The sequence below is a fragment of the Flavobacterium sp. MMLR14_040 genome (genome assembly GCF_033657265.1).
Classification (GTDB): domain Bacteria; phylum Bacteroidota; class Bacteroidia; order Flavobacteriales; family Flavobacteriaceae; genus Flavobacterium.
In genome coordinates, this window is record NZ_JAWVWO010000018.1 from 28,113 (window position 1) to 51,033 (window position 22,921).

Annotated in this window: 15 protein-coding genes; 1 reads left to right on the forward strand and 14 read right to left on the reverse strand. The window is 36.0% G+C overall.

Translation table 11 applies throughout. The annotated features are described in order from the left end of the window. Positions 1 to 6: 6 nt before the first annotated feature. From SD960_RS18860 to SD960_RS18920, 13 genes are all read right to left on the reverse strand, one after another. Complete coding sequence (locus SD960_RS18860) at positions 7 to 3,099, reverse strand: TonB-dependent receptor (protein ID WP_318805303.1); 3,093 nt, start codon at positions 3,097 to 3,099, stop codon at positions 7 to 9. 537 nt (positions 3,100 to 3,636) lie between these two features. Continuing rightward, positions 3,637 to 4,293: a fructose-6-phosphate aldolase gene (fsa, locus tag SD960_RS18865; RefSeq protein WP_318805304.1), complete on the reverse strand. Its 657-nt coding sequence runs from the start codon at positions 4,291 to 4,293 to the stop codon at positions 3,637 to 3,639. 269 nt (positions 4,294 to 4,562) lie between these two features. Further along, on the reverse strand, positions 4,563 to 5,888 hold the full coding sequence (xylA, locus tag SD960_RS18870) for a xylose isomerase (RefSeq protein ID WP_318805305.1): 1,326 nt from the start codon (positions 5,886 to 5,888) through the stop codon (positions 4,563 to 4,565). A gap of 4 nt (positions 5,889 to 5,892) precedes the next feature. After that, complete coding sequence (locus SD960_RS18875) at positions 5,893 to 7,377, reverse strand: xylulokinase (protein WP_318805306.1); 1,485 nt, start codon at positions 7,375 to 7,377, stop codon at positions 5,893 to 5,895. Positions 7,378 to 7,380: 3 nt separating this feature from the next. After that, positions 7,381 to 8,391 (reverse strand): GntR family transcriptional regulator, encoded by a 1,011-nt coding sequence (locus tag SD960_RS18880; protein ID WP_318805307.1) that lies wholly within the window; start codon positions 8,389 to 8,391, stop codon positions 7,381 to 7,383. Between the two features lie 587 nt (positions 8,392 to 8,978). Further along, positions 8,979 to 9,686, reverse strand: coding sequence for an NrtR DNA-binding winged helix domain-containing protein (locus tag SD960_RS18885; protein ID WP_318805308.1), 708 nt, complete (start codon positions 9,684 to 9,686; stop codon positions 8,979 to 8,981). A 36-nt stretch (positions 9,687 to 9,722) separates the two neighbouring features. Further along, positions 9,723 to 10,757 (reverse strand): glycoside hydrolase family 43 protein, encoded by a 1,035-nt coding sequence (locus SD960_RS18890; RefSeq protein ID WP_318805309.1) that lies wholly within the window; start codon positions 10,755 to 10,757, stop codon positions 9,723 to 9,725. Between the two features lie 25 nt (positions 10,758 to 10,782). Next, positions 10,783 to 12,216 carry an MFS transporter gene (locus SD960_RS18895; protein ID WP_318805310.1) on the reverse strand — a complete coding sequence of 478 codons (1,434 nt, stop codon included), beginning with the start codon at positions 12,214 to 12,216 and terminating at the stop codon, positions 10,783 to 10,785. Positions 12,217 to 12,495: 279 nt separating this feature from the next. Continuing rightward, a complete protein-coding gene (locus SD960_RS18900; RefSeq protein ID WP_318805311.1) occupies positions 12,496 to 13,611 on the reverse strand; it encodes an endo-1,4-beta-xylanase in 1,116 nt (371 codons plus the stop codon). 83 nt (positions 13,612 to 13,694) lie between these two features. Further along, positions 13,695 to 14,864, reverse strand: coding sequence for a mannonate dehydratase (uxuA, locus tag SD960_RS18905; protein ID WP_318805358.1), 1,170 nt, complete (start codon positions 14,862 to 14,864; stop codon positions 13,695 to 13,697). Positions 14,865 to 14,987: 123 nt separating this feature from the next. After that, a complete protein-coding gene (locus SD960_RS18910; protein ID WP_318805312.1) occupies positions 14,988 to 15,725 on the reverse strand; it encodes an SDR family oxidoreductase in 738 nt (245 codons plus the stop codon). 18 nt (positions 15,726 to 15,743) lie between these two features. Then, the gene (locus SD960_RS18915) at positions 15,744 to 17,906 is read right to left on the reverse strand and encodes an alpha-glucuronidase family glycosyl hydrolase (RefSeq protein WP_318805313.1); all 2,163 of its coding nucleotides are present in this window, start codon (positions 17,904 to 17,906) and stop codon (positions 15,744 to 15,746) included. A 300-nt stretch (positions 17,907 to 18,206) separates the two neighbouring features. Further along, positions 18,207 to 19,238 carry a LacI family DNA-binding transcriptional regulator gene (locus tag SD960_RS18920; RefSeq protein WP_318805359.1) on the reverse strand — a complete coding sequence of 344 codons (1,032 nt, stop codon included), beginning with the start codon at positions 19,236 to 19,238 and terminating at the stop codon, positions 18,207 to 18,209. Positions 19,239 to 19,468: 230 nt separating this feature from the next. On the opposite strand from SD960_RS18920, the gene SD960_RS18925 reads away from it, so the two are divergent. Further along, complete coding sequence (locus SD960_RS18925) at positions 19,469 to 22,096, forward strand: glycoside hydrolase family 3 C-terminal domain-containing protein (RefSeq protein WP_318805314.1); 2,628 nt, start codon at positions 19,469 to 19,471, stop codon at positions 22,094 to 22,096. A 98-nt stretch (positions 22,097 to 22,194) separates the two neighbouring features. Here the strand turns inward: SD960_RS18925 and SD960_RS18930 are convergent, their stop codons facing one another. Next, a complete protein-coding gene (locus tag SD960_RS18930; RefSeq protein ID WP_318805315.1) occupies positions 22,195 to 22,869 on the reverse strand; it encodes a DUF1080 domain-containing protein in 675 nt (224 codons plus the stop codon). Positions 22,870 to 22,921 lie beyond the last annotated feature (52 nt).

Below are 22,921 nucleotides of genomic sequence, written 5' to 3' on the forward strand. Positions count from 1 at the left end.
TCCTGATTAAAATGTGAAATTAAGTCCGAATAAAAAGTTTCTGGTTGAAGGTGTATTGGTTCCAATAACCGTAAATCTACGTTGGTAAGTACCCGTTACGGCCTGATTTTCATCTCCATAAGAATTTGTTTCAGGATCCATTCCTGATTTTCTATTGTAAGGAGAGAAAAGTACAAACGGATTTTGCGCTGTAAAATAAAGTCTCAGCTTCTGTATCCCTAAACTTCTCATAAATTCCTGATCTAAAGTATATCCAAGAGTTAAAGCTCTGATTTTTACATAAGATGCATCAAAATATCCCATCGTAGAAATGTATTTTGGATTATCACCACTTCTGATCCCTCTTGGATTTGGATATTCAGCATCTCTGTTATCCGGAGTCCAGTAATCTACATCAACATTACTTCTTCTTCCGTTAAGAAGATTTAGGTAACTGTTTCCTCCGTAAAGCGTACTGATTAAAACACCGCCGCTTTTAAAAGCTCCAACGGCAGAAAAATCAAAACCTTTATAGGTTAAGTTCGTATTAAAACCTCCCTGAAAGTCCGGGTCTGTTTCTATAATTTGTCTGTCGCTTGTATTAATGGCGCGTGTTGGCGAACCATCCGGATTAAAATCTCCTGTATACTTCACTTTGATAGATCCTACTACTGTTCCCTGAGCGTTTATACCCGTTGGTCCCGGCTCAAGTATAGACATGTATGGATCGCCTTCCTGCCAGATTCCTACTTTTTCATAATCGTAAATAGAGTTGATATTATAACCTACAAACCAGGAATTTGCCTCATCTCTTTGCGCTCCCGACGCCAATTTAACCAACTTGTTTTCGTTGGCATAGAAATTAACCCCAACAGTCCAGCTCAATCCTTTTGGATTATCAAGAATAACTCCGTTTAAGGCAATTTCATATCCTTTATTTTCAGTTTCACCCACGTTTGCCACATAACTGCTGACACCAGATGTTGCCGGAAGATTTACGCGTTGCAGCAAATCTTTTGTATTTGTTTTGTAATATTCAACTGTACCTGATAAACGATTATTAAGGAAAGCGAAATCCAGTCCGTAATTCCATGTTGTCGAATATTCCCATCCTAAGTCCGGATTAGGCAATGTTGTAACATATACCCCTGTTGAATTTGTAGTTCCAAAGTTATAAGGTCTTGTACTTAAAGCTCCCAAAGTTTGATATGGATCTACCGCCTGGTTAGAAGTTTCACCGTATCCTACACGTAATTTTACCAGATTAACCCATGAAAGATTTTTCATAAAAGATTCGTTAGAAACTGTCCATCCTGCAGAAACCGCCGGATACGTAACCCATTTATTCCCTTTTGATAAACGTGACGAACCGTCTGAACGAATTGTTCCTGAAATAAAATATTTATTGTCGTACGAATACATTGCCCTTGCCATATAAGAACTCAAACCCCATTGTGTATAATCCTGATCTGCAGGATTTATAACTGCTTCTTCCTCACTCTGACCCAAGTTGTAAAACTGAAATGCATCAGAAGTAATTCCGTTTCTGGCGATTCTTGAAGTATTTCCTGTAAATTGCTCATTTGAATATAATCCCACAAAATTTACGGTATGCTTATCAGCAAAAGTTTTATCGTATGAAATCAAATTTTCAATAAGCCATTGTGTTGATAATGTATTGCTGATCCATGCATTTGATATTGTGGTTGGATTTACATCAAAAACACCTTGTCCTTCATAATAACCGCCATTTGATAATCGTAAATTCAATCCCGTATTCATACGGTATTTTAAACCTTCAACTCCTGGTATTTTCACCTCAGCAAAAATATTATTGTACGAACTAAAAGCTCTTGTCTGATTTACATAAGCTTCGCCCAGATTATTAATAGATTCTCTGGTGTACACCCAGTTTTCATCTCCACCCATTCTCACGGTTCTTTTTAAAGATCCGTCTGGATTATATGGATTTGCTAAAGGAGAAGTTGCCAAAATAGTACCTGTACCAATGTTATCTCCGTTGGTAACCGAGTAATTGCTATTGGTATTAAATCCCATACGAAAAGCGCTTCCTAATTGCTGATCTAAACCTGCTCTAAGGCTAAAACGCTCGTATTTCTGACCCGGTAAAACAGATTCTTCCTTATAATATCCTAAACCCGCATTATAAGCTCCGTTTTCGCTACCTCCTGAAACACTTACGTCATGACTAATCATTTCGCCAGCGCCGTAAAGTGAATCCTGCCAGTCTGTATTAGTATCTCTCGATTCATCAATACCATCTGTATATAAAGTTGAATAATCACGAAGTGCTGCAAATTTAGCAGCATCCATCATATCATATTTTCCAAAAACCTGTTTGATACCGCTAAATCCATTATAGTTAAAAGTAGCTTTTTGATTTTTACGTCCTTTATTACTTGTAATTAATATAACCCCGTTTGCTCCACGTGAACCGTAAATAGCGGTTGCAGAAGCATCTTTTAAAACATCTACAGATTTTATATCCACAGGATTTATATCTCCTATTGAACCTGCAAACGGAACTCCGTCTAAAACAATTAAAGGATCATTACTCCCTGTTAAAGATCTCGTTCCTCTTATGCGTATTTGCATTGCTGCTCCCGGTTTGCTGGAAGTTTGTGTTAAGTCAACACCGGCAAGCCTTCCTTGTAAGGCCTGCGTTACGTTGGCAGAAGCAACCTGATTCAATTCTCCGCCTCCAATAGAAGCTACAGATCCTGTCACGGCTTCTTTTCTTTGCGTTCCGTACCCAATAACAACTACTTCTTTTAATTGAGCAGAATCTTCTTCAAGACTTACATTAATTTTGCTTTGTCCGTTTACAGCTACTTCTTTGTTTTTTAAGCCTATAAAACTAAAAACAAGAATACTATTGGATGGGACATCGATAGTATAAGTACCGTCAAAACCAGTACTTACACCAGTTTTAGTTCCTTTTAAATTTACATTTGCTCCCGGAATTGGACCATTTGCATCTGATACGGTTCCGGTAACTTTTGTCTGCGCACCCGAATGGAGTGAAAACGCAAACATTAAGATCAAAAAACAAAAGCACTTTAGATGCTTTGCTTTACTTGTAACAAAAGAGTTAGTCATAAAAATTGATTTAGATAGTTAAAATTTGATTGGTTTAGTTAATAAGTGTACTTAAAACAAATATAAAAAAAAGCAATTAATACACAATCGGTTGTTTGTTATTTTTTTAAATAATCAATAAAAAAATACACTTTAAAAAACATTCTGAATAATTTTTACAACAAAATAATAAATAATACTTATTATTAGAATTATTTTTACTCTTAATTTTGACAATATTGCGGCATAATTTATATTTAATTAAAAAAAACATAAAAAATAAAAAAAGCAAAAAAGAGTATGTTTTGACTTAAAAACAGCTGTTTTCCAAAGTAAAAATATTGTTAAAATTGAAAAATAAAAGCCAGCAGATCATTGTATTTACTCTTAACCATTAATTATTTAGCTTTGAAAAAGAATCAAAACAACATAAAAGGCAATCGGTTGTTATAAGATTTAAAAAAGCTCCTTTCAAATTAAATTCGAAAGGAGCTTTTTATGGAATTGAAATTTAGTGAAATCAGTAAAAAATGACGTACTAAACTGGCCGTAAGAATATTATAATTTCATTTTTTTAGCATCTTCAATAAATTGGTTTAATCCAATATCGGTTAACGGATGCTTCAGTAATCCTTTAATAGCCGAAAGTGGCCCGGTCATAACATCTGATCCTACTTTTGCACAATTTACAATATGCATCGTATGTCTGATCGAAGCGGAGAGAATCTGAGTTTGATAGTCGTAATTATCGTAAATTTCTCGTATCTCTTCAATTAAATGCATTCCGTCTGTTGAAATGTCGTCGAGTCTCCCTAAAAACGGAGAAACATACGTAGCGCCTGCTTTTGCTGCCAGTAACGCCTGTCCCGCCGAAAACACTAAGGTTACATTGGTTTTGATTCCTTTTGAAGAAAAATACTTGCATGCTTTTACACCATCGCCAATCATAGGTAACTTCACGACAATTTGTGGATGCAGCGCAGCAAGTTCCTCACCTTCTCTTACCATTCCGTCAAAATCTGTTGAAACAACTTCTGCAGAAACATCTCCATCTACAATATTGCAAATATCTAGGTAATGTTTCAAAATATTATCTTTTCCTGTAATTCCTTCTTTCGCCATCAACGAAGGATTTGTCGTTACACCATCCAGAACGCCCATTTCCTGCGCTTCTTTGATGTCTTGTAAATTGGCTGTATCAATAAAAAATTTCATTTTTTTGTGGTTTTTATGATTGGTTAGTATTAGTTTGTCATCCTGACGGAGGAAGGATCCCCGCTTACAACATTGACAAAGATTGAAATATTTGATTGTAGAGCTACTTGCGGAGATTCCTCGTTCCTCGGAATGACAAAACTACCTCTAATAGCTAATAGTTGTTGCGTAGATCTTTGTCAAAGTTTAAAACTTTGACAAAGATTATACACAAAATGTTTATCAAAATAGTTATTTCAGTTTTTAACTTTCTATAACTATCACATCAATTAAATATACTGATTAATAATATTTTCAAACAATTCCTGTTTACCGCTTTGCAATGACAATTCACCATTTTGGTTGGCAATGTCATACAAATCTTTAAGGTTTAATTTTCCATCAGCAAAATCTTTTCCTTTTCCAGAATCGAAAGAGCTGTATCTTTCTTTTCTTAATTTTTCATAAGGAGAAGAAGTAATAATTTTATCTGCCGTCAATAATGCTCTTGCAAAAGTATCAGCACCACCAATGTGAGCAAGGAAAACATCTTCAAGATCTGTAGAATTTCTTCTGATTTTTGCATCGAAGTTTACACCACCGCCTTGCAATCCGCCAGCTTTTAAGAAAACAAGCATTGCTTCTGTAGTTTCCTGAATGTTATTTGGGAATTGATCTGTATCCCAACCATTTTGGTAATCTCCTCTGTTAGCATCGATACTTCCTAACATTCCTGCTTTTGCAGCCACTTCCAATTCATGTTGAAAAGTATGTTGTGCCAATGTTGCATGGTTTACTTCAATATTGATTTTGAAATCTTTATCTAAACCATATTCTTTCAAAAATCCAATCGCAGTTGCAGAGTCAAAATCGTATTGGTGTTTTGATGGTTCCATTGGTTTTGGCTCAATAAAGAAAGTTCCTTTAAAACCTTGTGATCTTGCGTAATCTCTTGACATCGTTAAAAACTGTGCCATGTGGTCTAATTCTCTACCCATATCTGTGTTCAAAAGAGACATATAACCTTCTCTTCCTCCCCAAAATACGTAGTTTTCTCCATCTAAAGCAATTGTTGCGTCAAGTGCTAATTTTACTTGTCCACCTGCTCTTGCCACTACATTAAAATCCGGATTTGTTGCAGCTCCGTTCATGAATCTTGGGTTTGAGAAACAGTTTGAAGTTCCCCAAAGCAATTTAATTCCGGACTCTGCTTTTTTCTGTTTTAAGTATTCCGTAATCGTTGCCAAACGTTTTTCTGATTCTGCGAAAGTTGGTCCTTCAGCAATCAAATCATAATCGTGAAAACAGAAATAATCAAATCCCATTTTGCTGATAAATTCAAATGCAGCATCCGCTTTATCTTTTGCTGCCTGAATTGGATCTGATGATTGATCCCACGCAAAATTCTGAGTTCCCGGTCCAAACGGATCGCTTCCTTGTCCGCAGAACGTGTGCCAGTACGCAATCGCAAATTTAAAATGTTCGCGCATTGTTTTTCCCGCCACAACCTGTTCCGGATTGTAGTATTTAAATGCCAACGGATTATCAGATTCCTTGCCTTCAAATTTTATTTGGCCAATGCCTTTGTAATATTCTTTATTGCCTAAAACTACCATTTTTTTATTTTTTATGTGTTAATATTAATTCTAATTCTTGTTTCCATTTCGCGTAAGCTTTTGCATACGGTTCTGCATTTTTTAGTGGTAAAAAAGTCATTACGTGATCGTTGGTTGTAATGCTCGAACCAAACTTATTGTAATCACCATCTTTTAAACCCACTGCTCTTGCCGCTCCTACTGCGCCGGTTGTATTGTAAATTTCAATTTCATGTCCGATTAAAGTTGCTACGGTATTCGAAAAAATCTCCGAACGAAACAAATTATCATTTCCGGCTCTAATTACATTTATCGTAGCATTATCGTCTTTTAAACATTCCATTCCGTACACAAACGAAAAAGCAATTCCTTCCAAAGAAGCCCTGAACAAATGTGCGCTGTTGTGAATATTTAAGTTGAGATTTAAAAAGTGTGTTCCGATATTTTTATTGTTGAACATACGCTCTGCGCCATTCCCAAAAGGAATCACGACAACTCCATCAGAACCTACATCAATTTTTGACGCTTTACGATTCATCGATTCGTAGGTTTCGTCACCCATATTATTACGCAGCCAACGGTACTGAATTCCGGCTCCGTTTATGTTTAAAAGTTTTCCAACGCGTGGTGTTTTTTCTTCGTAATTAACATGCACAAAATTGTTCACTCTTGTGCTTTTTCCCGAAGACATTTCGCTAACGGCATAAAAAACGCCCGAAGTTCCGCCCGTTGCAGCGACTTCTCCCGGATTCAAAACATTCAAAGCCAAAGCATTATTTGGCTGATCTCCGGCTCTATAAACCACCGGAATACCAACAGGAAGTCCTGCTTCTTTCGCGCCTTTTTCGTTTAAAATTCCCTGATTTGTAAAATTCTCTACAATATTTGGCGTCAAAGACGGATCAATTCCGTAATAATCCAAAAGCCAGTTTGCTACTTTGTTTTCTTTATAATCCCAAAGCATTCCTTCAGACAAACCATTTTTTGTAGTGGTGATTTCTCCTGTAAGTTTCAAAGCAATGTAATCGCCCGGAAGCATGTATTTGTAAATTTTACTATAAATTTCCGGCTCGTTTTCTTTGACCCATTTTAGTTTCGAGGCCGTAAAATTTCCTGGAGAATTCAATAAATGCTCCATACATTTTTGTTCTCCGATTTCGGCGAAAGCCTCATTACCAATTTCCACCGCACGGCTGTCACACCAAATAATCGAGTTTCGAAGTGCATTTCCAGCTGCATCCACAATAACCAATCCGTGCATTTGGTACGAAATACCAACGCCCGTAATTTTCGAAGCTTCAATATTTGCTTCACGAATGGCTCTTTTGGTTGCGGTACAAATGTGCTGCCACCAAATTTCAGGATCCTGTTCTGCCCAGTCAGAATGAAGGGCGACAATTTCCATTTCGTTTTGAGGTTCATTCAAAACGATTATTTTTTTTCCTGTTTCAGCTTCAACCAAAGCTACTTTTACAGACGAACTTCCAATATCATATCCTATATAATACATAACTTATAATGATTCTCTTAAAATTAAATTTGTTGGCACATAACTCTGCATCACTTCATCATGCGTAATAAATGCGGCCGCTTTTGTTCCTATTTCGTTAAAATCAGTCGATACGACCGAAATTCCTTTGTATATAAATTTCTTCATTGGCGTTTCGTTATACGATAAAAAACCAACATCTTCTCCAGGCTCTAAATCCTTCTCTTTACATTGCTCCAAAAAGTGACCTAAAACCCTATCGCTTATACTGATATACGCAATTCCTTTTTCGATATTAAACTTTTTAGCATCGGTAATAATTTCATTTTTAAAATTAAAATCGGTGCAAAACTTCTTAAAAAACTGTACGGTTTCTTTGGGATGATTCGTATAATCCGGATAAATAAAATGGATGCTTTTATACTTTTTAAACAAATCAACGGCTTCTTTCAATGAACTGTAAAACGCTTTTCCAAAATCCTGAAAAACATAATTATTTTCTTTTTTTGAATGAATATTCCAATCAATCAAAAGCAATTTCTCATTCGAAATAGCTGATAATGTTGGCGCTACTTCCTTATGATCAAAATTCATCACCACGTATTTGTAATATTTGCCAACACTATTATTGATGATCGTTTTAAAAACATCAATATTATAATGATGAAACTGAACATCTGTAATCACATTATCCGGCAAATTATTGACAAACGAATGATACAAAACCTCTTTATACGCCTTAAATGTGTCTAAAACCAAAAGCACTTTTCTGGTTTCTCCCGAAACATAATAGCCTTTATTTGGCACAGAATCAATGACATTCTGATCTTTTAAAATTGAATATGCTTTAAAAACCGTATCTCTCGACAACTGATTTTCTTTACAAATCGCATTTACAGACGGAAGCAAATCTCCCTTTTGCAAAATATTCTCCGCAATCGCATTATTTATTCCGTTTACCAACTGCTGGTATTTCGGAACATCACTGTCGTGATTGATAACAAATACAAATTTTTCCTGTTCTTCTTTTAGCATACTGTTCCGTTCTGTTCTGGTATGCTAAAGTAGTGAATCGAACTTTATAAAAAAATACTTTTTCGCTCTAAATTGTTTATGTTTTCAAAGCTCCATAAAAGCGTAACATTTATAGACAAAATTCCAACATAATCTAAAAGCTCCAGCGGAGCGCAATATTTATAGCCAAATACCAACATGATTTAAAAAAGCTCCAGCGGAGCGTAATATTTATAGCTAACAAATTATCGCAATCATTTTAAAGCTCCATCGGAGCGATATTACCTACCCAGAGATGCCACCCCGCTGGGGTTTCATTACATTAAAAAATACTAATTCTATAAATATGACGCTCCGCTGGAGCTTTTTTAAATCATGTTGGTATTTTGAAATATTGCATAAACAATAAAAATAATTTGGGCGTGTCCCTCCGGGTCGGGCTATTCGCTGCAAGTCCTCGCTCTTCCTCCGTCAGGCTGTGGGCTTTTCGCTATTATCCCTCACGCAAACGTTATCAACAAATTTCACAATCATTTAAAGTTCCATAGGAGCCTAACATTTATAAAATATGACGTCCCGCTGGGACTATTCCAATTCTTATAACTTCTTTAAAAATTAAAATTTATTTCTCTCTGTGATAACAATTCCTGATTTTGCAAATTCAAACTGTAAAACCTTGCTGCTCTGTGCGAAACATCTTCTTCCTTTTCATTGGAGTCATGTACAATTCCGGTCTGCAATAACTTTCTTCTAAAATTTGATTTATTAATCTCGATTCCTAAAATTTCTTCATACAAATTGATAACCTGCAAAAGGGTAAATTTCTCCGGCAATAAATTAAAACCAACCGCGCTTTTGCAGATATTTTTGCGTAATTCTTTTAAGCTAAAATCTAATATTACTTTGTGTTTATCGTTTAAATCGACGATTTCATTAATGCCAATCCATTTAACATCAGCATTAAACAAATCATCTTTGCTGTTATCTCGTTTTACCAAAGCATAATATGCGATCGAAATATCTTCCTGTAACGACGATGACGACTGATAGCTAAACGCCTTTAATTGCTCTAAGAAAAACTGATCACCGTCAATATAATGGTGCAGAATATTATGAGCTGTACTCAAAATTGTTTCTCCTTTTTTGATGTAATCATTCGCCAGTCCCCACGATATAACTCCTTCATTGTCTTGTTGTTTTACCAATAAAACTTTAAGACTGTTATTTTCAAAATTGAATATTACACAATCAATTTCTATTTTGTTTGTAATATATTGTCTGGTGATTTTTCTAACATTTTCATCTCCTTTTTTCATAGAAAATAAAATTTAAACATATTACTTTTCTTTTTCTTAATCTCCTGATCTTCTGATGCCGTAAGGATCTATTGTAATAATTGAACCATCTTCCAGATAATCGATTTTGGTTACTTTCATGCTTCGCAAATGCGTTACGCCTTTTGACAAACTCGAATCGTGGTAAAACAAATACCAGTCATCCTCGACTTTACAGATAGAATGGTGCGATGTCCAACCCACAACCGGATTCAAAATGCGCCCTTGGTATGTAAACGGCCCATACGGACTGTCACCAATTGCGTAACAAATAAAATGCGTATCGCCTGTTGAATACGAAAAATAATATTTGTCATTGTATTTATGTACCCAGGAAGCTTCAAAAAAACGTCGGCCGTTGTCTCCGGCTAACAAAATTTCTCCGTTTTCATCGAGGATTTTAATTTCCTTTGGCTCTTCTGCAAACTCCAGCATATCGTCTGTAAGCAAGGCCACAATTGGTCCTAAAGCAGGTTCATTTGCAAGAGGTTCTTCATGATCTAAATCGTAGGTATTGTTTCTGTATTTTTGAAGCTGACCTCCCCAAATTCCACCAAAATAGATATAAAATTTTCCATCTGCATCTTCAAAAACGGCCGGATCAATACTATAACTTCCTTTAATAGCTTCTGGTTCAGGCAAGAAAGGACCAACTGGAGAATCGCTTATTGCAACGCCAATCTGAAAAATTCCGTTGGCACGTTTCGCCGGAAAATACAAGTAAAACTTTCCATTTTTACAAGCTGCATCGGGCGCCCACATTTGTTTTTCGGCCCAGGCCACATCATCAACATGAAGCGCAACTCCGTTATCAACTGTTTCTGCATTAATGTTTTCCATCGAAAAAACATGGTAATCTTCCATTCCAAAATGATCGCCATTATCGTTAAAGGGAATCCCCGCATCAATATCATGTGACGGATAAATATAAATTTTACCATTAAAAACATGCGCCGACGGATCTGCGGTATAAATATGCGAAACCAAAGGCTGCGAAATGGCTTTTTTATTAATTTGCTCGAAATTAATTTGTTCAGTACTATCTTCAGGCATAGTCGTTTTTGTTTTTATAAAATAATTAAGTTCTTCTTTCTTTTAAATCAGATTCAATCTGCACTTCCATATTTTTATCGATTTTATAGAAAAATAATAGCGCAACGCCAATTAAAAAAGGCACCGCAGGAAAAATACTCACCAATAATTTGATTCCGTTTATAGCAATCGCAGTTTGACCCGACGCATTTGGCACATAATCAAAAAAGCCTAAAAACGAAGTGGTTAAAGCACCGCCAATACTCAATCCGGCTTTTAAACCCACCATCATGGCCGAGAAAATAATAGCAGTTGCACGACGATTATTCAGCCATTCTGAATAATCGGCAACATCTGCAATCATCGCCCACAGAAGCGGAATCGTTATTCCGTAGAAAAATCCGTGTAAAATCTGAGAGAAAAACATAAAGCTGATGGCGTTTGCCGGAAAGAAATAAAATGCAATAATAAACAGGGTCGAAATGAATAAAAACAATCCGAAAATATTTCGTTTTCCGTATTTGTCAGCCAGACTTTTAGATAAAGTAATTCCAACAATCATGAAGATAATTCCGCCTGCATTAAACAATCCGAAACCGGCAGAAACAGGATCACTTCCAAAATAATTCAATTTTAAAGTAGATAAAACATCTAAAATCGGCTGTATAAAAATCGCCAGCTGCTCTTTGTCTACATAATTTTCAAAATAATATACATACGAACCGCCTTTCATTGCCAAAGTAATGAATACCAAAGTGGTAAGACTTAGCATAATAACCCACGGTTTGTTTTTCATCAAATCGCTTAAATCTTCTTTAATACTTGATTTTTGTTCCGGTTTTGGAATAATACGTTCTTTAGTCGTTAAAAATGTAATTAACAACATGATCGTTCCAATGATTGCCAAAACGGTCATTACCTTTTCGATACCTACGGCTTTGTCGCCATTTCCGGCACTTTTAATAATGCCCAGCATAAAAACCTGTACGAAGAATTGCGCAAACATTACGGCCACAAAACGATACGCCGACATGCTGTTTCTTTCGCCCATATCTCCTGTAATAACTCCGCTTAAAGCAGAATATGGCAAATTATTACTCGCATAAAAAAGTAACAATAAAGTATAAGTAACAACGGCGTAAATTACTTTTCCCTGATAAGAAAAATTGGGTGTTGTAAAAGCCAGTAAAGCAATCGCCCCAAGCGGAATTGCAGTTATTAAAATCCAGGGTCTGAATTTTCCCCATTTTGTTCGGGTTCTGTCTGCCAAAACACCAATAATCGGGTTGAAAACAAAAGCCGCAATTAAACCCACGACTAGCATAATTATAGAAGAATCTGTTGGCGATAATCCGTAGATATCAGTATAAAAATAAGCGAGATACGTCATCAGGGTCTGGAAAACCAAATTTGCTGCAAGGTCACCTAAACTATAGCCGATTTTTTCTTTAATGGATAATTTTTGAGAAATGTAATTCATTCTGGGTGTGGTTATTTTTTAGTTAGTTGATTCCTGAAAAGGTATCTATTTTTTTGTCATTTTGAAGAACAAAAATAACATACAAAGAGCGACGTACTACATGGCAATATTATATGATTTCTCATTATTCAAATGACAAATTTTTAAAAACAATCGGTTGTGTAAAATTATATAAAAAAACAGAATTCGCAAGTGTGTATTTAATTATTTCATTAAATCAAACAAAATACGCATTCGGTTGTGTACTTCGCAAAAAAAAGTTTTTTTTACGAGAAAATTTTATTGTTTTATTTCTTTTAACTGGATTACACTGTTGTACGCTTTTTTGGGCTTTAAGTCTCTGTCAAATAACAATGGGTAATTTGTCCTACCTTTTATAGGCCAGTCGTTTAACCAGGACTGTCCATCGTGAACACCCCAAAATGTAACGCGGCTAATTTTGTCTTTATGCTTTAAAAATAATTTAAAAATTGAAGCATAACGCTCGGCCAATTTTACTTGTACAGAATCCGGAAGTGTTTTAGGATACGGATTCATTTTAGGGTCGCCTTCAAAATTTTGATTTACATCGGCACCGCTAAAATCTTTTGGATTTGGTAAAACCGAAATATCAAGTTCCGTAAAAGCAACTTTGATACCAAGGGCAGAATATTCTAAAATACTTTTTTCAATTTCTTCTAATGATGGATAACCCAATTTCCAATGTGCCTGAATCCCCACTCCATCAATTTTGCCTCCGCCTGCTTTTATTTTTTTGATTAAGGCTATATTTCCCGCTCTTTTGGCCGGCTCTTCATTATTATAATCATTGTAATACAAATCCACTTTTGGGTCGGCAGCGGCAGCCAGTTTAAAAGCATCTACAAGATATTGTTCCCCAAGTTTGTCCAGAAAAATTGATTTTCTTAACGTTCCGTCTTCGTTTAAAGCTTCATTCACCACATCCCAGGAATTTACTCTGCCTCTGTATTTAGAAACAATTGTCGTGATATGATCTTTCATGAAAGCTTTCATTTCTGTGCTGTCCTTAATTTTTTGCATCCATGGCGCTAACTGACTGTGCCAAATCAAAGTATGACCGTGAATAAACATTTTATTCTTTTCTCCGTAAGCAATAAATTTATCTGTTAGCGTAAAGTCGTATTTGTCTTTTTGTGGATGAATAAACATCGACTTCATGATATTTTCTGCTGTAATTGCATTAAATTCTCTTTCGATTAAGGAATCTTCGCTAGCGTTTTTTTCTTCAATCTGATCGGCGCTCAGGGCAGTTCCTATATAAAAATCATTTTTATAGCTGTCTTTTAAGGAAACAACTTCTTTTTCTTTTTGCGCATTACAGCTGTTTAAAACTACAACTGACAAAAGCAGTAGAGAGCGGTTAAGTATTCTCATTTTATGTGGTTTAAGGTTAATAGTTAGTTGTTAGTAATTCTTGCTCTTTATTCTATTGTCTTTATTCCATTTTCTTTTGATGCTTACGCCAATTCGTTCAGCTTATACGCGATACCCATTTCTAATCCTCTTAACTCAGCAAGACCTTTCAATCTTCCTGTTAAAGAATAGCCGGGATACGTTTCCTTGTCTTTATCCACTTCATGCAGAAACCCGTGATCGGGACGCATGGGCAGACTTATTTTTGTGGAATTCATGAGCAGTAAAATTTTCTCGACAATTTTTTCCATTTTCGTATCACCGTTCAAATGTTCTGATTCCCTAAAAATAGTTTCGCTTTCGCGGAAGGTGTTTCGGAGATGCAAAAAATGAATTCGGTCTCCAAAATCATCGATAATTCTCTCCAGATTATTTTTCGGATCTGCACCCAAAGAACCTGTGCAAAAACACAATCCATTCGAATTTAAAGGTACAGCGTTCAAAATCGCTTTTATATCTTCTTCGGTAGAAACAATTCTGGGCAATCCCAAAACCGAAAACGGCGGATCATCCGGATGAATGGCCAATTTTACAACAAATTTTTCAGCAACCGGAGCAACTTCTGATAAAAAATAAATCAGGTTTTCTCTTAGTTTTTGGTTATCAATATGGGCATAATTATCCAATAAAGAGAGAATTTGTTCTGCCGTAAAATTGATTTTACTTCCCGGTAATCCCAATAAAACATTTTTAAAAAGTAATGCTTTCTCATCTTCAGAAAGTTTCTTCCCAAACTGTAATGCATTTTCTTTTTCTGCTTCAGAATAATCATTTTCGGCGTTGGGTCTTTTCAGCAAAAAAACATCAAAATAAATAAACGCATGCTGATTATATAAAAGCGCTTTGCTTCCGTCTTCATTAGTAAAGTTATGCTCTGTTCGAACCCAGTCGAGAATAGGCATAAAATTATACGTGATAATTTTAATCCCGCAATCTGCTAAGTTTTTGATGCTAACTTTATAATTTTCAATGTATTGCAGATAATTTCCGGTCGCGCGTTTTATTTCTTCATGAACCGGTAAACTTTCGACAACCGTCCATTCTAAACCTGCGTTTCTTATAATTTGCTGTCTTTCCTGAATATCTTCAACCGTCCAGATTTCGCCAACGGGAATTTGATGCAAAGCGGTTACAATTCCGGTTGCTCCGGCTTGTTTTATATCTAATAAACTTACGCTGTCATTTGGTCCAAACCAACGCATTGTTTGCTGCATTTTTATCATACTGAGTATTTTTTTTAATCTCGCAAAGTCGCAGAGTCGCAAAGTTTTTCTTTTTTAAGCTTTCTTTTAAATAACTTGGCGACTCTGCGACTTTGCGAGCAATTTCATCGGCTCTTAAAACCCAATACTATTTCCGCCATCAACAGGCAAAACAGTTCCTGTTGTGTATTTTGATTCGCTCAGGGCGAAATAATAAACGGCATCTGCAATGTCTGATGGTTCTCCTAAAAAGCCCATTGGCGTTCTTCCCAAGACTTTATTTTTTCTTTCGGGATCATTATCAAGTGCTGCCGCAGACATTTTGGTTTTTATAAATCCAGGAGCGATGCAATTGACACGAATACCAAACGGCGCCAATTCTACCGCCATGGCTCTTGTCATCGATTCGATTGCGCCTTTACTTGCCGAATAGGCTATTACTTTTGGAATTCCGTATTGTGATGCCATCGAACTGATATTGATGATGCTTCCACCGTTATTTTCTTTCATGTTTTTCACAACGGCTTTACTTACAGCAAAAACACTCAACAAATTGGTGTGAATTACAGATAGAAAATCTTCATCGGTAACATCTGTAAATTCTTTTTTCAGATTGATTCCAGCGTTGTTTACCAAAATATCAATCGGGTTTTCTTTGGTTAGTTTTTCAATCATTTCCGGAATTCCGCCCAAATCATTTAAATCATAAATAACCGGAATGGCATTTTCGCCAATTTCTTTGCAGGCATCTTCTGTTTTTTCTTTTGATCTTCCAATTATATAGGTTTTAATGCCGTTATCGCATAATTTCTTTGCTGTTGCAAAACCCAAACCCGAATTTCCTCCGGTTACAATTGCTGTTTTTGTGCTCATATTTTTGTAATTTGAATATTAATTTCCCGGTGCAAAAGGAAATTTTAATGATTTAAAATAGTCCAAAGACTGTGTTGGTTTTTCGACGCCTAAAGGTAATTCCTTTTTTGAATATTGTTGAAAATACAGCAAACACGCATCGCGCCACCATTTTGCTTCCTTATGCTGAATTTCTAATAACATCTGCACTTCTTTAAAACGTTCCTCATCAACATATTGCTGCGTTTTATTCCAAACGTTTTGCATTGCTGCAACCTGATTTACACCTTCCTGATATTTTAACGCTAAATCATTCCACAGCGTTTGTCCGTTTTTCAATTTATAATCCCAGGAAACGTGATGAAACCATAGCAAATCTTTCTCCGGACAAGTTTCGAGATTATCGAATATTTTCTCCACTTCGGAAGCGTATTGCGCAGTCGCATTTGTTCCGGTTTTTGATCGGTCGAAACCAATTCCGTTTTTATCTGCTTTGTGATAATAAACAGGATTCCATTCTGGTCGCGACAAATTGGAAACCCACGGACCCGGACCATAATGATGTCCCGTATCCATAATATGATGCAAACCAAGCGGTGTCATATAATTCACAACGGCTTCGCGCGAATCCATCATCATTTGTTTTACTGGTTTTATAAAGTTTTCATCGTTAGAAAATGTGCATCGAAGCCATTCATCGGCAATGGTTTCTGAGTCTAAATAAGGATTCCACGCCAATCTCCCAAAGCCGTACCAATTGGCCTGTGCAAAAGGATGCCCTGTCCAGTTGAGATCATTTCCGATGTTGGAAACACCTGCAATTCCGGTGAGTTTTGTTTTGTTTAAAGAACCGTCAATAACTTTGGCAACGGTTGTTCCTTTTCCTTTTTGATAGGTGTCTGATTCTAAAACTTCCTGAAATAATTTTGGCAGAAAAACCAAATGCGTACTAAAACCCAGATATTCCTGTGTGATTTGAAATTCCATCATCAAAGGCGTTTTTGGCATCGCACCAAACATCGGATGAAAAGGTTCACGAGGCTGAAAATCAATTGCTCCGTTTTTTACCTGAACGATTACATTTTCTTTAAATTTTCCGTCGTAAGGCACAAATTCGGCATAAGCCTGTTTGGCACGATCGTTTGCATCATGTTCAGAATACACAAAAGCGCGCCACATGATTACACCTCCAAAAGGCGCAACGGCATCGGCCAGCATATTGGCTCCGTCGACGTGATCTCTGTTATAATTTTGTGGTCCGGGCTGACCTTCTGAATTTGCTTTTACCAAAAATCCGCCAAAATCGGGGATTCTTTTATAGATTTCTTTGGCTTTATTTTTCCACCAATCAATGACTTGTGCATCTTTTGGATCGGCAGTTTTTAAACCTCCAATTTCTATTGGTGCCGAAAATCGTGCTGTTAAATACACTTTGATTCCGTATGGTCTGAAAACGTTGGCCAAAGCTTCTACCTTTTCTAAATACTGCGGCGTCAGGATCAAAGCGTTTGCATTTACATTCGTCAAAACCGTTCCCTTAATTCCAATTGAGGCATTTGCACGCGCATAATCAATATAACGCTGATCTATAAAATCAGGGAGTTTTTGCCAGTTCCATAACGAAAATCCGGCGTAACCGCGCTCTACAGTTCGATCCAGATTATCCCAGTGATTTAAGATTCTGATGTTTGTTTTTGGCGAATCTGTGATATTTAAATTCTGAATAGATTTATTAGTTTGCATTAATCTCAGGAAACTGTAAACGCCATATAAAACTCCAATATCTGTTTTTCCTGTAATGATAAGCTGTTTTTTATTTTTTATCGAAATTGATTTAATGATAAAACCTTCGTCATTTATTTGATCTAAATTTCCGATTTCCTTTTGAATTTCTGGCGTTAAAGATTCTTTTGGACCAATAATAAGATTATGATCTCCAGTAATTATTGATCTATTTTCAAATTTCTTTTCCAACATTTCATCCAAACCGGATTGTAATTCTGTAAAGGCAATTTTTGCAGTTTCTGATTTTCCCAAAGAAACAATTTCCCGAATATTAGAAAGGTATTCTGTTTTTAAAGTGACATCAGCAACCTTATTGTATTGTAGCCATAATTTGTAATCTTTTTGAGCCGATGAAGACCAGCAAACTACAAAAAACAGTAAAATAGATTTGTAAAAAGTTTTTTTAATATTCGTCATTTTGCTTTTCTGTCAATTTTAATTTAAGGTGCAATCGGAGATTTTACTCAAAATCATACTATTTAGCAGAAAAAGTGCTAAAAAAATATAGTTTTATAAAAAATAAGAGAGTTGCAATCGGTTGTGCTAAAATACAAAAATATGGGAATAAAAAAATAAAAATTGATTTTTTTAATTCTGATCATCATTTTTATAAATACAAAATAATATTTTCAGCAAAAAAAATACGAGAGAATTTGACATAAAAAAAACCTGCCAATATTGCAATTAACAGGTTTATAATATAGTAAAAAAGAGAAACTAAATTCTCTTAGAAGATTCACGTATAAGTACTTGTGTATTTAAAAATGTAATTTCTTTGGCATCTTCTTCCTTAACCGATTTTAGGTTTTTAATAATCAGTTCGGCAGCGGCTTTGCCCATTTTCTCCGCCGGATGTGTTATGGTAGAAATATTTGGTTCAATAATTTTAGAGATTGGATCGTCGTTAAAACCAATTACTGCAAACTCTTCAGGTATTTTAATTCCACGTTTTTTTGCTGTCTGAACAGCACTAACGGCAAGAATATCACCAGGAGCAAAAAGACCATCAGGACGGGTTTTTAAATCAAATAATTGATTACAAGCTTTTACGCCATCTTCATACGTCATTTCTTTCAGGTTTATAATCAGCTTTTCGTCAACAGGAAGTTCGTGCTCTATTAAAGCGTCCATATATCCTCTTTTTCGCTCATTATAAAGTGTACCAAATTCTGATCCGGCAGTTAAATGCGCGATTCTTTTACAGCCTTGTTCAATGAGATGTTTTGTTGCTTTGTAACCTGCCAGATAATTATTGATTACCACACGAAAAGTATCGTAATCCCTCGGAACCCTGTCTACAAATACAAGCGGAATATTGTTATTCGAAAATTGCTTAAAGTGAGAAGTATCTTTTGTTTCCATAGCAAGTGAACAAATAACACCACTTACTCTGTTGCTGTATAAGGACTTAGCCAAATTAACCTCCATCTCGTAAGAATCATGCGATTGCATAATTAGAACTGAATATTCCGATTTTTGAGCTGTGATTTCGATACCACTAATTAAAGAGGATAAAAACGGTTGTGTTACTGTTGGAATTAAAATACCAATAGTCCTTGATTTATTCCCGCGCAAACCTGCGGCTAAAGTATTAGGTACAAAACCCATTTCCTTAGCTGTCTGTTTTACTTTTTTTATTGTCTTATCACTAATCGTATGATGATCTTTTAAAGCCCTTGAAATCGTTGATGTCGCAAGATTAAGCTTCTCGGCAATATCATATATCGTTACATGTCTGTGTTCTTCCATCATTAAAGTACTAAGATCGTAAATGTAATTATTTTAATGATACATCAATACATTCTGTGCGCATTTTGCATATTACAAGCCTCCCGTTGATTACCTGATATCATTTCACTTTTAAAAAATGTCACAAAACATAATTTTTTTATTTTAAAAAAATGTCATTTCTTTACACAATCGGTTGTTTGAAAACTAATTATAATGCTGTATATTTAATACTCCAAAACAAAAAGCTTATGAGATCTCCAAAATTCAAATACATATTTCTACTATTTATCACCTCTTTATGCTTCGCACAGGAAAACTCCGGAAAATTTCTTTTTCAGGATCCAAACCTGACTTTTGAAGAACGGGTAAATGATCTGGTTGGTCGTTTGACATTGGAAGAAAAAGTACCACAGATGCTAAATTCGTCGCCGGCAATTCCACGTCTTGGAATAATCGCTTACGACTGGTGGAACGAAACCTTACACGGCGTTGCAAGAACTCCGTTTAAAACAACGGTTTATCCTCAGGCAATAGCGATGGCCGCAACATTCGATAAAAATTCTCTTTTTAAAATGGCCGATTATTCTGCTTTGGAAGGAAGAGCCATTTACAATAAAGCTTTAGAATTAAACAGAACAAACGAACGTTATCTGGGACTTACCTATTGGACACCCAATATTAATATTTTTCGCGATCCACGTTGGGGACGCGGTCAGGAAACCTACGGCGAAGATCCTTATCTGACCAGCATATTAGGCGATTCATTTGTAAAAGGTTTACAGGGCGATGACCCAAAATATTTAAAAGCCGCAGCTTGTGCCAAACATTATGCCGTACACAGCGGACCGGAATCACTACGCCATACCTTTGATGTGGATGTTACACCTTATGAACTTTGGGATACTTATTTACCTGCTTTTCAAAAATTAATAACCGGCTCAAAAGTAGCCGGCGTAATGTGTGCTTATAATGCTTTTAGAACACAACCTTGTTGTGCGAGTGATATTTTGATGACCGATATTTTGCGTAACAAATGGAAATTTGACGGCTACGTAACCTCTGACTGCTGGGCAATTGATGACTTTTTCAAAAATCATAAAACACATCCTGATGCCGAATCAGCTTCGGCAGATGCGGTTTTTCACGGTACCGATATTGATTGTGGTACCGATGCTTACAAAGCTTTGGTTCAGGCGGTAAAAAACGGAAAAATCAGTGAGAAACAAATTGATATTTCGGTTAAAAGACTTTTTATCATCCGTTTCAGACTCGGAATGTTTGATCCTGTTTCGATGGTTAAATATGCGCAAACACCTGCTTCTGTTTTGGAAAGTCCGGAACACAGCCAGCATGCTTTAAAAATGGCAAGACAATCAATGGTTTTACTACGCAATGAAAAGGATATACTGCCACTTAGTAAAAAATTGAAAAAGATTGTAGTTCTTGGTCCCAATGCAGATAATGCGATCTCGATATTAGGAAATTACAACGGAATTCCGAGTAAATTGACAACGGTTCTAAATGGCATTAAAGAGAAACTGGGCAATAACACGGAAGTTGTTTATGAACAAGCCATTAATTTTACAAATGATACTTTATTAGTATATCAAAATCTTAAAAATCAATATCAATACGAGGGAAAAGCAGGTTTTAAAGCCGAATATTTTGATAATGTTGATTTGTCCGGAAATCCTGCTGCGGTAAGAATTGAACCTGAGATTAATAACTTTTGGCAGGAAGGCGCTGTTGTAATTAAAAGTATAAAGGCCAATCATTTTTCTGCCCGTTATACCACCAATTTTACAGCAGACAAAGACGGTTCTATTACATTTGAACTCAGTGCAGACGATGGTTATCGCTTTTTAATTGATGGAAAAGAAGTAGTCAGCGCCTGGAAAAAAAACCGATGGGGAGAAAAAACGTTTCAATTAACTACCAAAAAAAATACAGTTTATAAGTTAGTTCTTGAATATTGGCAGGGCGAAGGAAAAGCGAATGTAGCCTTACGTACCGGAAATTTTGTAAAAACTGATTTTGCGAAATTAACCGACCGAAATAAAGATGCAGACGCTTTTATTTTCGTTGGCGGAATATCACCTCAGCTGGAAGGCGAAGAAATGCCGGTAAATTTTCCGGGTTTCGCCGGTGGTGACCGTACCTCTATCCTACTTCCTGAAGTGCAAACACGATTAATGAAAGCATTAAAAGCTTCAGGAAAACCAGTTGTCTTTGTGATGATGACCGGAAGTGCGATCGCGATTCCGTGGGAAGCAGAAAATATTTCTGCAGTGTTGAATGCGTGGTACGGAGGTCAGGCAACGGGAACAGCAGTCGCTGATATTTTGTTTGGAGATTATAATCCGGCGGGAAGACTGCCTGTCACTTTTTACAAGGGCGATTCAGACTTGCCTGCTTTTGTTGATTACAGCATGGATAACAAAACCTATCGCTATTTCAAGGGTACGCCGCTTTTTGGTTTTGGATATGGTTTGAGCTATACTTCCTTTAAATATGATCCATTAACGATTCCTTCTAAAATAAAAAAGAATGAAACCGTTCCTGTCTCTGTAAAAATAACTAATACCGGAAAATCAGACGGTGAAGAAGTTGCCCAATTGTATATCATCAATCAAAATGCAAACATAAAAGCGCCACTCAAAAGTCTAAAAGGATTTGAAAGGCTAAATTTAAAACCGGGCGAAAGCAAAACCATAACTTTTATTCTTTCGCCAGAAGATTTGTCTTATGTGACAGCCGACGGAAATTTACAACAATATGAAGGTAAAGTTAAACTTGCCGTTGGCGGTGTGCAGCCAGATGAAAAAAATCAAATAAAAAGTAATATTGTGTCTCAAATTATTCAGATAGAAAAATAAAAAACGAATTGAGCTGATTTATATAACTATTATATATTTCGAATTAAAATACGGTTCCTCTGACATCCCATGGGTTTTGAGGGACCGTTTTTATTATCTTATTCTTTTATCATAATGTTACGAAACCATACTTGGTTTCCGTGATCCTGCAAAGCTATTTTTCCTTTTTTGAATGTGCCAAAACCCGGCCATCCCGCAAATTTGCTTCCCTCGATCAATTTATTAAAATTAGCATCCCAAAGTACCGTCTCAACAACTACAACGTCATTTAGAATTAACGTTAGTTTTCCTTTTTTGCTGATCACTTCTGCAGTATTCCATTCTCCAACTTTTTTTACAGGTTCTGATTTACTTTGAATCAAATCGTATAAATCTCCCGCACGATGTTTGGTGATTTTTCCATCGGGATGACCGTCATTGTCCAAAACCTGCATTTCAAGACCTGTACTGTACGTGTTTTGATATTTTACAGGATCTTCATTAACATAAAAAATAATTCCGCTGTTGCCGTTTGGTGCTATTTTCCAATCTAATTTTAAATGAAAATCCCCAAATTCAGCATCTGTTACTAAATCCCCTCCTTGTCCATTTGCGGCTGCATCAGGATCAAAATGCAAGACTCCATCTTCTACTTTCCATCCGGCTCCTGCCGAATTTTTACCGTAAGAATGCCAGCCTTTTGTGGTTTTCCCATCAAAAAGTGGTTTAAAACCTTTCTGTGCCTGAATCTGTAAAAAAGACAAAATCAATGCTGCAATTATAACTTTTTTCATTTGTTTAATTATTTATTGTACCAACAGTTTTTCTGAAGTTCTTCCAGGGATT